The sequence below is a fragment of the uncultured Sunxiuqinia sp. genome, assembly GCF_963974515.1.
Lineage (GTDB): Bacteria > Bacteroidota > Bacteroidia > Bacteroidales > Prolixibacteraceae > Sunxiuqinia.
In genome coordinates this window covers 15346-27466 of the sequence record NZ_CAXBDD010000053.1, presented here as the reverse complement: position 1 = coordinate 27466, position 12121 = coordinate 15346, and the positions used below count along the sequence as shown (strand labels likewise).

13 protein-coding genes are annotated in these 12121 nt (G+C 46.6%); 2 read left to right on the top strand and 11 right to left on the bottom strand.

Features of this window, described 5'->3' with window-relative positions:
* Positions 1-128 precede the first annotated feature (128 nt).
* The 11 genes from AAC033_RS12210 to AAC033_RS12160 form a co-directional block, all read right to left on the bottom strand.
* Positions 129-854 (bottom strand): hypothetical protein, encoded by a 726-nt coding sequence (locus AAC033_RS12210; protein WP_339738473.1) that lies wholly within the window; start codon positions 852-854, stop codon positions 129-131.
* 47 nt (positions 855-901) lie between these two features.
* Complete coding sequence (locus AAC033_RS12205) at positions 902-1585, bottom strand: hypothetical protein (RefSeq protein ID WP_339738471.1); 684 nt, start codon at positions 1583-1585, stop codon at positions 902-904.
* A gap of 1 nt (position 1586) precedes the next feature.
* Entirely contained in the window at positions 1587-4007 is a 2421-nt protein-coding gene (locus tag AAC033_RS12200) for a TraG family conjugative transposon ATPase (RefSeq protein ID WP_339738469.1), read from the bottom strand.
* The gene (locus tag AAC033_RS12195) at positions 4004-4309 is read right to left on the bottom strand and encodes a DUF4133 domain-containing protein (RefSeq protein WP_339738467.1); all 306 of its coding nucleotides are present in this window, start codon (positions 4307-4309) and stop codon (positions 4004-4006) included. The genes AAC033_RS12200 and AAC033_RS12195 overlap by 4 nt, the downstream gene beginning before the upstream one ends.
* Positions 4309-4611 (bottom strand): DUF4134 domain-containing protein, encoded by a 303-nt coding sequence (locus tag AAC033_RS12190; RefSeq protein ID WP_339738475.1) that lies wholly within the window; start codon positions 4609-4611, stop codon positions 4309-4311. Before AAC033_RS12190 ends, AAC033_RS12195 begins: the two co-directional genes overlap by 1 nt.
* Positions 4612-4641: 30 nt before the next feature.
* A complete protein-coding gene (locus AAC033_RS12185; protein WP_339738465.1) occupies positions 4642-5004 on the bottom strand; it encodes a hypothetical protein in 363 nt (120 codons plus the stop codon).
* A 638-nt stretch (positions 5005-5642) separates the two neighbouring features.
* Positions 5643-5768 (bottom strand): hypothetical protein, encoded by a 126-nt coding sequence (locus AAC033_RS12180; protein WP_339738463.1) that lies wholly within the window; start codon positions 5766-5768, stop codon positions 5643-5645.
* 21 nt (positions 5769-5789) lie between these two features.
* On the bottom strand, positions 5790-8153 hold the full coding sequence (locus AAC033_RS12175) for an ABC transporter permease (RefSeq protein ID WP_339738461.1): 2364 nt from the start codon (positions 8151-8153) through the stop codon (positions 5790-5792).
* Positions 8154-8343: 190 nt separating this feature from the next.
* Positions 8344-8523 carry a hypothetical protein gene (locus AAC033_RS12170; protein ID WP_339738459.1) on the bottom strand — a complete coding sequence of 60 codons (180 nt, stop codon included), beginning with the start codon at positions 8521-8523 and terminating at the stop codon, positions 8344-8346.
* 117 nt (positions 8524-8640) lie between these two features.
* Positions 8641-8817, bottom strand: a complete 177-nt coding sequence (locus AAC033_RS12165; protein WP_339738457.1) for a hypothetical protein — start codon at positions 8815-8817, stop codon at positions 8641-8643.
* 948 nt (positions 8818-9765) lie between these two features.
* Complete coding sequence (locus AAC033_RS12160) at positions 9766-10062, bottom strand: helix-turn-helix domain-containing protein (RefSeq protein WP_339738455.1); 297 nt, start codon at positions 10060-10062, stop codon at positions 9766-9768.
* 394 nt (positions 10063-10456) lie between these two features.
* Between AAC033_RS12160 and AAC033_RS12155 the strand changes: the two genes are divergently transcribed.
* A complete protein-coding gene (locus AAC033_RS12155) occupies positions 10457-10804 on the top strand; it encodes a helix-turn-helix transcriptional regulator (RefSeq protein WP_339738453.1) in 348 nt (115 codons plus the stop codon).
* Between the two features lie 2 nt (positions 10805-10806).
* Positions 10807-12114 carry a type II toxin-antitoxin system HipA family toxin gene (locus tag AAC033_RS12150; protein ID WP_339738450.1) on the top strand — a complete coding sequence of 436 codons (1308 nt, stop codon included), beginning with the start codon at positions 10807-10809 and terminating at the stop codon, positions 12112-12114.
* Positions 12115-12121 lie beyond the last annotated feature (7 nt).

Below are 12121 nucleotides of genomic sequence, written 5' to 3'. Positions count from 1 at the left end.
GCAGGCCGGCCTGGTCAATCCCGGCATCGACCAGCAGATCGGTGAAACTGAAAAAGCCGTCGGTAGTGATGATTTGTAAAAGCATGTGTTTGGATTTTGGATGGTTAATTGTCTGGGCATTGTCTGCCCTACCGACTCAAAAAAGCATAAGGATGAACCTGGTCGTTTCCGTAGCGATTAAAATGGCTGACCTTTTGAAAGGTATAGTCCGTCTCTCCGCTCAGCTTGGTAAGCTCAGCATGGATCATTGCAAAAGCCTCCACCTTCTCCCCGTGATCCGTTTGCAGCAGGTTGACCATCAGAAAGCGAAGCAGCAGATCATCGGCCTCCTGTTGAAGGATCTTTTTAATGGGTGTGGTCTGTTCCACCTGCTCCAGTTGCCGGATTTTATCGTACAGCCGGATAAACCGATTGGCCAGCCCATAGATATCCGGAAGCTCATCAGAGCGGGCTTGGAACAGTCGCTGCTCAATGGCCTGTTCCAGTTCCTTATTGCTCTTGATCCGGGTAGTTTCTTCACTCCGGCTTTTCATTTTTGATTGTTCCAACAGCCTGGCGACAATGCGCAGTAAACCGGTTTTAGTTTCTCCGGCGTAAGCTTCAGCATCAGACACCGGCAAAGCCCCCAGCTCCACATAGTAATGGGTAGGCCACGTACGGACAAAAACGTGCGGCTTTGGAATCAGCCAACCCTTGAAGGCCACAAAACTCAGCGGGTAGTTGTCGTTCATCTCCGGATAATAGCCATGCCAGGGTTTGACATTCAGTAGCTGGGCGTTGGCCTGTTTAGGGAATACGGCAGTGGCAACCATGACGCTCATGGTCATTCCAAGTAAGGGCAAAATAAGTTTCATATGATATGTTTTTAATGATGTTTCTAAATCGAAGTACTCTGAACTCGCTATTGATAAAGGCTGTAATACATTGCAAAGCTTTCCAGCTTGTCGCTTTCAAAACTTTTCATGTAAGAGGCGTACAGCAGCTTATTGTAGAGGTAGCAGATGGTTCCGTAGTGCCGGCGGACGTCCTCGTAAATTCCGTTGATGGTATCGTAGCGCTGCTTGTCATCCATCAGGAATTGCCGGTCCTTCAATATCGTATTCAGAATACCGGTGGCCAGCTGGCGGCTGTCGTCCAGGATCAAATCGAAGGACTGCACAATGACCACCGCCTGCTGGTCGGTGAAGTTCACATCCTGAACCAGCCTGGGCAGCTTTTCGGTGTAGATTTCCATGATCTTTTCCAGCATGTCCCGGGTGTGCTTGACGCGCTTATAGTCTTTGATCAGCCCGGAAACCTGCTCCACACTTTCCAGCAGTTTCTGATCAATCCCCAGCAGTTCACCCGTCAAGCCTTTGATATCGCCATTCAGGGCTTCAATCAAAATATTGTACCAGTTGATTTTGGACAGGATGCCCTTCTCTTGTGTCCAAAGGGCTTCACGCTGAATACCGGCACCGACGTCCGTGACCGGGGCCTGGCTGGTGGCGGTTTTCGGGGAAATTCCCAGAAGGGCCAGTGTCACCGCCAATATCAAGATTGTTGTTTTGTTCTTTCCTATCATGGTGTTGTTTTTGAAGTTCATGTCAAATGGATATTAAGGTTTCTAAAAAAGATGCCCGGGAGCCCCCGGAAAGCGTTTTCAGGACCGTCTCCTTTTCGGCTTGCTCCGAGGTGTAACAGAAGTATTCCGCCCGGCTGACTTCCAGTGCAAAAACCCGCGAATAACTGCCCAGGCCGATAAAAACTTCTTTGAGTTTTCGGTCCGCTGGCAGGTTTTTATTGATCGACAGGATCTGCTCCTTTTGGAACTCCGACAGTCCGAGGGTCTGGCTGATCTGCTCGAACTTGTTTTTGAATTTTCCCATGTCCAGCAGAATTCGCGTGTCGGCATTGTTGATAATGGCATCCCGGATCACCGGCGAGGAGATCACATCATCCACTTCCTGGGTAACTACCATGGCCTCACCAAAAAACTTGCGGATGGTTTTAAAAAAATACTTGATGTAACCGGCCATCTGCGGCGTGGCAATGGCTTTCCAGGCTTCCTCAATGCAAATGACCTTGCGCACGCCCTTCAGCTGGCGCATCTTCTGAAGGAATATATCCATGATAATCAGCGTGGCCACCGGGAAAATTACCGGGTGGTCCTTGATCGAGTCCAGTTCGAAAACCAAAAACGGACAGCGGAAAAACTCGTCGGTCTGCATGGGCTTGTTCAGCAGGTAGTCATACTCCCCTTCACGGTAATATTTCGAGAGGATAAAGAAGAACTCAGGGCTGTTAAAGTCCAGTTGCTGTGCCCTGACCAGCCCGGGTATAAATTCCAGGCAAAACTCGTAATAGCCGTTAAAAGAACGCTCCGGTCCACTGGTTTTGAAAAACTCGGACAGCGAACGGGCAATGACATCCTTTTCCATCTCCGTCAGGTTCTCTTTGTAAATCGTGTAAATCACCGACAGGATGGTTTGCCTGCGTTCCACATCGGGCTCACCTGTTAGTACAAAGGGGTTAAAGGAGATCGGGTTCTCGGAGGTGAATTCCACCATCATCGCCCCACCCCGCTCCTTCAGCCGCTCATCCAGGTAGCGGGTCAGCAATTCATAGCTTCGACCCACATCCAGCAGAACCACATGGCAGTTTTCACTTTCGGCATACTGGCGCAGCAAATGGTTGGTGAAAAACGATTTCCCGGAGCCCGATCCGCCAATCACCAGCTTGTTGCGGTTGTGGATCAGGTGCCTGTCCATCGGCTCATCCGAAAGGTCGATTTTGACCGGGCAGCCTTCCTGCCGGTTGGACAGGTAGAGGGTGAAATCCGACTCAGAACTGCGAATCGCACCTTCAAAATTGGTCAGGCAGCAAGCCTGAGGCACCTGGGCGATAAACGCTTCCGTTTCAGGCAATTGGGTCGAAAAGGGTACGCAGGCAAAAAACAACAGCGGCAGATCAAACGAATGCTGGTAGGGAAAACAGTTCATCATCGAAAAAGCCGAAGCGGTTTCGCTTTTGTATTGCTTGAGCCGGGGCAGGGAGTCATCAAAAAGCAGCACATTGAAATGGGTTTTCACCAGCTTCTCTCCGGTGGTCTGGACCGTGTCCAAAAACTGCTCAATCACCCCGGCATTCACCTTGTTTTCCGAGGAAAAGCGCGACAGGCTGTAGATCTTCTTGTAGCTGTCTTCCAGCATGGCCTTGGTCTGCTGCTGGTCGGGTACATAGATAAACTGGTTGGTCACATGTGAAAACGGCAGGTTCCAGCTCACCGGGTGTACAAAGGAAACAGGCAGCTGAGTTCGCGGATGGTTTCCCGCCGGACGCAGCTCGCCCGGCAGATGGGAAAAATCACTTAAACTGAGGATCTCCACAAACTGGTCCATCACCCGGAGCCGGTCCCGAAAATCAATGCCGCCCAACACCGGCTGCCCTTCCCTGAAATTTAGGGTCAGGTAGCGCTCAATCAGTCCGGGTGTGCGTACGCCGCCAATGGCTGTTTCCTGTTTGATGGGCTCGCAGTCCATGCCGCTTTGGACCAAAACCGCCGCCAGGTTATTCTGAAGTTCCCGGAGCTTGTCCGTGAGGCGGATCTCCGCTAACCGGGCTTTCCGCGAAAAGATCAGGGCCGAACCCAGGTAGTTTTTCAGCAGGCCGTGATTCAGCAAACTGACATACAGGTAACATTCATGCCTCAAAAAAGGCCGGCCGGTAAAGTGATCCAGGTAGGCTTCATTCAGGCTGCCTGCCCTTTTCTGGTGGCTGGAATCAAACCGGTCGGACAGGAAGAAATCCTGTTTGTGCAGCAGCGCCCCGGCCGGCAGCAGGTTCACCACCCGACGGAAGGTATCGTGCAACATGTACAGTTGCCAGGTACTTTGGCTCAGCAGTTCCGGGAGCTGGAGCTTTAGCCCGAAACCCATGTCCAGGTTGTTGGAGACCAAATAATCCCCGTTAAAACCCAAAACAGGCAATACCTGATCGATTGGTTTACTTTGCATCGAATGAATCATGACGTGTGCATTTGATGAAGACGTTTTTTAATCACAATAAAGCCCGGCAGCTTCCGGCTGGTTCGTTGCTTTTGCCAGCCTTCAGGTCCCGGGTCTTTCTGGATCCGGCTGAGCCGGTGGAGGTAGCCGAAAAACAGCGGGATGCAGATGATCGTAGCCGGAAGGGATCCGGCAGAAATATACAGGATCACAAACAGCAGAAAGGCTGTCAGTACGGCGTACAGGGCTTTAAACACCAGCACACCGGAGAATCCCTGCACATACAGCCGGGTGTCGACCTTATGGAGCGTGTAGGTTTCCATCAGGAGAAAAAAGCTCGGATGACCACCCCAACCAACACCAAAAACAAACAGGCGCCAAACCACCCCATAATGGCCTTCTGGGTATCCTGGTCACCACTTTGCCACTTGATAAACACGCGAACGCCGCCAATCAGCCCAACCACGGCTCCAATGGCAATAATCAGATTGGAGACCGGATCGACATAAGAATTTACTTCGGCCGTAGCCTGGTCGATACCAGCGGAGCTTTGGGCGACACTTTGGGAGATCCAAAGCAAAAAGAGCAGAACGAAAGCGGATGCTTTCTGAAAAGACCGTTGAATTGGTTTCATAATCGTTAAAGTTTTAAAGGGTTATTGTTGAAACTGGATTTGATCCATCACTTCCGGTGGCAGAGGATCTTTCGAATTTTGAAGCTGGTCAAGGCCGAGGCCATCATCCATCCCCATTTCCTCATAGTGGGAAACCGACATCACAACTTCGTTAATCGGCACAAAGGGAAGCATGGCCGGGGGCAGATCCCCGGAGGATACTGAAATGGGTTCCAGCCTTTCCGGCCTTTGAGATTCTGCGCCATCATCTTCAAAGAGGCTGGGTGGACGCTTCCGTTTCTTTTGAAAAAAATAAACAAGCAACAGTCCCAGGTACCATACCATGATGATGGTAAGTACAAAACGGGTAAATTGGCCCCAACTGATCTGATCGATTCCAAACATGCTGTTCTTTTTTAATGGTTTCTAATCTGGTTATATGAACACGGACAGATCATCCGCTCATTGGTGCAAAGTTGGATTGTCGTTTTCGGATCGTTACCCCACCTGGACCGACGTGGGGTCTTATATGGTTAAATTGAGGCTGTTTCCCTAAAATGAATGTTGAATGGATTTGTGCCGTTTTGGGTTGCGACAGGGCTGGATGGATTTAAATGCGCCTTCGGAATCGGATGGTTTGTTGTGTTTTGAACAGCGATATTTTTTTCAAAAAACAAAGAAAAAAAACAGGTAAAAAGAAAGAAAACCATTCCCAAGCCAGTCGGGGCGAAACTGCAAGACCGGCCCTTAACTGATGTCATTGAAATTTTTCTTCTCTCCTCGGAACGGGATACCCGCCCTGGCCTTGCATTGTATCATTCGGGCCGGCATGCGCGGAGAGTGGCTCAATTGGTTTTCTTTTTTGTTTTTTGACGGAAATAATCTCAGGCTGAGGTTATCGAGGCGTTTTTCAGGATATTACCAATCGGGTAAAAACGGAAATGGAACTCCAGAAGAGCCTGATCGAAATTACAAAGTGTCAAGAGTAACTGAAACGAATGAATTCGATCCGAATCGGGATGAAAACGATCAAAAGACTCATGCTAAGCGACACTGCACACCAACGGGATCGTAATGCTGAATGCCAGCACCAACCCAGCCAGTTTCAGGATGGATAAGGTCCCTTCAATCCTGATCTTTCGCAATACAGTTTTCAAATTGTATTTCATAGCATTATTTCTCTGATTACACTATTCATACCGCAACGCCTCCACCGGGTTTCTCGTAGCTGCCCGCCAGCTTTGCCAACTCACTGTCAACATAGCTATCAAGCCTACCAATGCACCGGCGAATATAAAAATCCACAGTGCAATGTCGGTTTTGTTGCCAATGCCTTTTAGCAGGTTGAACACAATGAGCCAGGCAATGGGGGCAGCTATTACAAAAGCCATCAGCACTGACCAGAGCAAAGCGTTGTTAAGCAGGCCTATGATTTCGGTACTTTTGGCCCCATTCACCTTTCTGATGCCAATTTCTTTGACCCTGGCTTGGGTAGCATGATACGACAATGCTACCAATCCGACCACCGCAAGCATAATAGCCACAAGGCTCGCGAATCTGAAAGTTTGGTTTAATTGCTTTAGTTCATCGATATAGCCTTGGACTTCGGCCGTTGTAAAATGATACTCAAATGGGAACTCAGGCGAAACTTGCTCAATCGTATTTTCAATTTCATTGATGGTTTGATCAACATTTCCGGGCATTAAACTTACAAACAAATACTTTGTAAACCCTTGATTCGCGGGGTGTGCCGATATAATCATTGGTTTTACCGTGTTAAACAGGTAATTGTTTTGAAAATCATTTACCACACCAATCACCGGGTTTTCTTTTCCCCAAAAGTGAAGCTGGGTACCCACAGGGTTTTCGATCCCAAGCCGCCGGGCGGCCGCTTCGTTAATAATTACCCCTTTCAACTCATCGGGCCGGTCATTAACGAATTCGTTGCCCATTACCAGGTTCATATCAAAAGTTTGGGTGTAATCGTCCGATACAATAGCAAAGGCAAAAGAATCGTCATGTTTTGTGCCTTCGCTGTCAACCCACGATACACCTGAATGGTTCGGAATACCAGCCGGCATCGATGAAGCCGCACAGACATTTTTAACGGTTGGGATTTGTTTCAATTCGTTTTTCAGGGAGGTGTAGTTATCTTTCAGTTGATCGGTAAATGGAATTTGCATCACCATTTTATTGTTGAAACCCAATGGCATGTTTGCCATGTGCTTGTATTGACGGTCGACCATTAGCGTTAGAACAACCAGAATAATCGAAATCACAAATTGAACTGTAATGAGAATATTTTTACTCCGAAGTCCGGCTTTGTCCCCGCCTTCTTTTCTGAAAAGAACAAGCGGCTTGATACCTGACAATATCATTGCAGGGTAAAAGCCAGCCAACAATGAAGTTACCAGCCACAAAGCAAGGCTGCCAATGAAAAATAAATGGAGATGGGCTTTCAGAAAGGGTTCTAAATTTGATCCGACAAGGTTTCGAAAAATCGGTACTCCAACAATGGAAAGGATGCTGCCGAGCAACACAGCAATAAATCCTATCACAAGTGTTTCCTGCATAAATTGACGGGCAATAACATATTTGCCGGCTCCCGATATTTTTTTTAGGGCAATCTCCGACCTTCTCTTCTGGACCAATGATGTTGACATGTTGACATAGTTCAAAATGCTGGCAATTAACACCACAATGCCAATAAATATTAGCAGGTATAGGGGGTTTTTATTGTAGTGCAAATGCCTTTCGGCGATTGGCAGCAATGAGAGTGTCAGCTGTTCGGGATGTTGTACTTGTTCAGGTTGCAGGTCGCTGTAAAAGTGTTCCAGTTTTTCATTGAATGCTTTGTAATCGATATTTTTGTGGAGCTTGAAATAGGGTTGTCCGTTGCTGTCCCAGCCAGCCAGTTTCGATGCTGAGCGTAAAGTTGTAATGGGTGCCAGCATTGAAAACCTGAACGTGGTGTATTCGGGGAACTGTACAACCCCCGATACCATAAATGACTGGTCGCCGTTTAAAGTAAGTGCTTTCCCCAGGGCAGGTTCATCGCCAAAATATTTACTGGCCGTAGCTTCCGATAATACAATTGAATTGTTTTTTTTCAGTGCTTCTTTCCCTGAGCCCTCTAAAAAAGGGTATTGAATAATTTCAAATAAGTTTTCATCGGCCAGGTAGAAGTCAGATTCGTTGAAACTTAGTAAGCTGTTCTTATGCCCCGCTTGATAGGTGACAATGCAGTTACTGTATTGACTATAATTTTCGGTCCTGGCATAATATTCTATTTCCGGAAAATGTTCATCCAGCAATGGAGGTAGCGCATAACTTATTGTGGTATTGCCCAATGGTGTTTCCGGGTCTTTTTGCAAAAGGTTGAATACCCTTTCGTGTTCGGGAATTGTCTGATTGTATGATTTTTCTTTTGCCACATGCAGAAAGATGAGGATAGCACAGATAAATCCAAAAGCCAATCCTCCTATGTTAATGGCTGTGAAAACCCAGTTTTTACGCAGATATTTAAACGTTTTGTCAAAATTATTCCGTATCATGATTGTATTTTTTTGTTTTAATCAAACAGAAGATGTGTCGACCTATCAAAGTGTTTGACTATCTACTTGTTGTTTGGCTTGGTATTATGTAGCAATTGCCAAGCAATCTTACAGTAGTGTCTAATCTTCAATCATTAATTAGTGATTGTATTTTGTTTAATATGTGCATTAGGCATAGATACTTCATGGCTTAATTTCTGACGGGCAAATACAATCTACCGGGTTCCTCGTAGCCGCTTTTCCAGCTTTGCCAACTCACAGTCAACAGCACAATTCCCAAAGCAAGCATGCCAGCCAGCACAAAGACCCACCAGCTCAGTTCCGTTTCATAGGCAAAGTTTTTGAGCCATTTATTTATGGCACGATACATCCTGCCATCTTCCGCTTCAAAAAAGATACCTTTATTCTAAAAATAAGAAAATCAACGTAGTATTGAAATAACTGGCATTTTAATTGTCAAAACATTTTACACTTGGTGTCCATTTTTTTACCACCCCCTGTTTTTATCATAAAACGCCATCTGGTTAAACATTTCCTTCATCTGCGAACGAATCCGGTTGCTATAAATCGATTCCAGCTTCGGGGTGGAAAGGTTGGTCGTCAGGCGGGTCAACATGCGTTTGGATACAAACAGGTCGTAACGGCCCTGCAGGATTTCAACCATCCCATTGCACGGTGTCCCAAAGTACTTTTGAATCTGGGCTACTCCCAAATCGTCAAAACACCAACCCTGTGGTATAAGTTTCGAACCGTGCCCCTGCTGTATCGGGTAATCACCAAATAGCCGTCCTTTTCAAGCGCAAAACTGATTCTCCGGGCTACCTTGATCGGTAATGTTGATCCGGTGAAAAAAAAGTAATCGGCCAAGGTCACTAGCGCTGATTTTCTACCCCGACGGCACCAATTAGAAGGATTCCCTTCCGAAGACTCAGTCTGGATTAGGTCCAACTTTCCTGATCGCCAATAGCACAAACCAGCAATTCATAAATCAGCAGGTGATCCTCCTAGCACATGCGAAAGTGATCGTCAAACAAGTCCCTCACCTTTCGTTCCATCCAATTCAGGCAGGACCACAGATTGAAATGAAACAGGTCATCCGTGAACTCGGTGACCTCCATAAAGGGGCTCTGAGTAATTTTTGTCGGTGTTGACATGATAGGGTCCGGCCCCGTTAATTTTTCTTTTCCCCCATTTTCAAAAATCTGATCGGCCGACTTGTTTCCTGTTTTTCCGTTTGTTTTTTTTATAAAGGTACCATCTCCGGTAGTATCTCCCGTATGGTTCCCGTATTGGTCCCGGATTAAATGCCGGTATCGTTAATCGTATCCAATCTGATACCGGCTACTTCGCTTGCGGAGTGGCCATTGGCTGACGGAAAATAGCGGATGGATCCCACTTGTTCGGTTCCTTCATGCATCGGGCATAGGTATTGGCCGAACCGAACCGATCCGGGTCAGGTCCATCATCTCGGCACGTGAAATTGCAACCCGCTCGCTGAACCGGCGGGCACTCCATTGCCGGACCAGCGCGAGATACAGGCTGATGTGGTAGGCTGTCAACCGTCCGTCGCCGGAAACCCGGTCAAAAAAAACATTCAGATGGGTGATCTAATTCATCGGAACCGACCATAAGAGGACAATCTTTTCTGCTGGTTTTCTTTCATCATCTTTTTGATGTCTTCGTAGTCATAAAACATCGAACCGTGAAGCTTGGTATAGGGCAAGGTTCCGTTTGCCCGGAGGTTCTGAAGCGTACCCGGGGAGATGCCCAGCAGTTCTCTCACTTCGTAAGACTTGAGCCACTTTTTTGCTGGTTGTCCGTGGTGCTCGTTGAGCATTTTTTTTAACTCCTGCAGGAGGTTAATCTTGAATTCCCGCAAATCATCGGTGGTTACAATTTCTGTTGGCATAACATCTTAATTTTAAATGGTTCAATTTCATTAGTCGTTTTTCACGCTCTGCAAAGCTCAAACAAGTTTGGCTTTGCTTCGCTTAATCGAAACATTCGATATGAATAATCCCAAAATTGCACCTTTTCAAACAGAATGATACCCCACATAAACCCACGTCGGGATATATATGGTTAAGTATTTCTTACTCATACCACCTACTCTCTCTGCTCATGGAAGACGAAGTATTGTTGCAGTTTTATGACATTGCGAGTTCAAGAGCGTAATCTGTATGATATTTCATGCATTAATAGCTACAAAAGCATTTAGCGAATGATAACTCATTCATTGTTTCATATCATTTTTGTTTACATTTGCATGATAACTCATTCATTAATGACAAAATCAAGGCTTTATGACTGATATACCATACAAAAACTGGGTTTCAATGAGCGACAAGGCTCTGGCCGGAAACATTGGAAACTTTGTAAAACACCATCGCATGGAGCAAAACAAAACACAGGAAAACGTGGCCACTGCTGCCGGAATCAGCCGTTCAACACTCAGCTTGCTCGAACGTGGCAAAAGCGTGACCGTGCCTACCCTAATACAAGTATTGCGTGTACTCGATCAGTTACAAGTCATGGATGCCTTTCATATCGAAAAGCAAATAAGCCCCATCATGCTAGCCAAAATGGAGCAGGATAAACGTCAGCGGGCACGCGAAAAGAAACAGAGTGATCAACCTGACAACGATTGGTAGTTATGGTACAAACTGCATGGGTAGATATTTGGGGTGAACGGGTTGGTGCCGTAGCGTGGGACGACGCTACCGGCTATGCTACGTTTGAATATGATAGCCGGTTTAAAACTAAGAAGTGGGAACTAGCACCACTGCAAATGCCGGTTTCCGGAAATAAGAGCAATTTCAGTTTCCCGGCATTGCGCAAAAAAGTTGATTCAGAACTTGATATTTTTAAAGGGTTACCGGGTCTACTGGCTGACTCCTTACCTGATAAATACGGAAACGACCTAATCAATATGTGGCTTGCCAAACAGGGACGTCCACAGAACAGCATGAATCCAGTTGAAATGCTTCGCTTTATCGGCTCACGTGGTATGGGCGCACTGGAATTTGCGCCTGGCATGATCAAACAGCATCAACACACCTTTTCGGTAGAGATTGATAGTTTAGTGGATTTGGCGCGAAAAATGCTCGGCAAGAGGGAAAGCTTTGTCACCAATCTAAACCAAGATGAAGAAAAGGCGATGATGGATATCCTCCGCATTGGTACTTCGGCAGGTGGTGCCCGCCCCAAGGCTGTGATTGCCTACAACGAGAAAAACGGCGAGGTAAAATCGGGTCAGACAAAAGTTCCTAAAGGCTTTGAGCACTGGCTAATAAAACTCGATGGTGTCAGCGATATTCAGCTGGGAACTACAAAAGGGTATGGTCGTGTTGAAATGGCTTATTACAAGATGGCCATAGCCTGCGGCGTTGATATGATGCCATCGAAACTGTTGGAAGAAAATGGACGTGCCCATTTTATGACCAAACGATTCGATCGTGAAGGCAGCAATACCAGACACCACATCCAGACCTTTTACGCGATGAAACATTTCGACTTCAACATGGTCAACAGCTTCAGCTACGAACAATTATTTCAAACCATGCGCGAGTTAAAGCTACCTTATCCGGCAGCCGAGCAAATGTTTCGCCGAATGGTTTTCAACGTGTGCGCACGAAACTGTGATGATCACACCAAAAACTTTGCATTTCGCTTGAAGAAAGATGGCGCTTGGGAACTGGCTCCTGCCTACGACGTTTGCCACGCCTATAAGCCCAACCATCAATGGGTGAGTCAGCATGCCTTGAGCATCAATGGAAAACGCGACAAGATTACCAAAGAAGATTTGCTGACCATTGGTGAATCCATCAAAAACAAAAAGGCTAAAACTACAATCGAAGAAATCAGCGAGACAGTTAGTCGGTGGAAGGAATTTGCCAACGAGGTGGGAGTTTTTGCTCAGCTACGTGACGAGATAGACAAAACACTAATCCATTTTAAGTAGTGTCACT

What these genes read in the sequence shown, in the direction of transcription:
- AAC033_RS12200 (WP_339738469.1), bottom strand. Translation starts at nt 4,007, where the DNA reads ATGATTCATTCGATGCAAAGTAAACCAATCGATCAGGTATTGCCTGTT.
- AAC033_RS12175 (WP_339738461.1), bottom strand. Translation starts at nt 8,153, where the DNA reads ATGATACGGAATAATTTTGACAAAACGTTTAAATATCTGCGTAAAAAC.
- AAC033_RS12195 (WP_339738467.1), bottom strand. Translation starts at nt 4,309, where the DNA reads ATGGAAACCTACACGCTCCATAAGGTCGACACCCGGCTGTATGTGCAG.
- AAC033_RS12160 (WP_339738455.1), bottom strand. Translation starts at nt 10,062, where the DNA reads ATGCCAACAGAAATTGTAACCACCGATGATTTGCGGGAATTCAAGATT.
- AAC033_RS12155 (WP_339738453.1), top strand. Translation starts at nt 10,457, where the DNA reads ATGACTGATATACCATACAAAAACTGGGTTTCAATGAGCGACAAGGCT.
- AAC033_RS12170 (WP_339738459.1), bottom strand. Translation starts at nt 8,523, where the DNA reads ATGTATCGTGCCATAAATAAATGGCTCAAAAACTTTGCCTATGAAACG.
- AAC033_RS12205 (WP_339738471.1), bottom strand. Translation starts at nt 1,585, where the DNA reads ATGAACTTCAAAAACAACACCATGATAGGAAAGAACAAAACAACAATC.
- AAC033_RS12210 (WP_339738473.1), bottom strand. Translation starts at nt 854, where the DNA reads ATGAAACTTATTTTGCCCTTACTTGGAATGACCATGAGCGTCATGGTT.
- AAC033_RS12165 (WP_339738457.1), bottom strand. Translation starts at nt 8,817, where the DNA reads ATGGTTGAAATCCTGCAGGGCCGTTACGACCTGTTTGTATCCAAACGC.
- AAC033_RS12150 (WP_339738450.1), top strand. Translation starts at nt 10,807, where the DNA reads ATGGTACAAACTGCATGGGTAGATATTTGGGGTGAACGGGTTGGTGCC.
- AAC033_RS12180 (WP_339738463.1), bottom strand. Translation starts at nt 5,768, where the DNA reads ATGAAATACAATTTGAAAACTGTATTGCGAAAGATCAGGATTGAAGGG.
- AAC033_RS12185 (WP_339738465.1), bottom strand. Translation starts at nt 5,004, where the DNA reads ATGTTTGGAATCGATCAGATCAGTTGGGGCCAATTTACCCGTTTTGTA.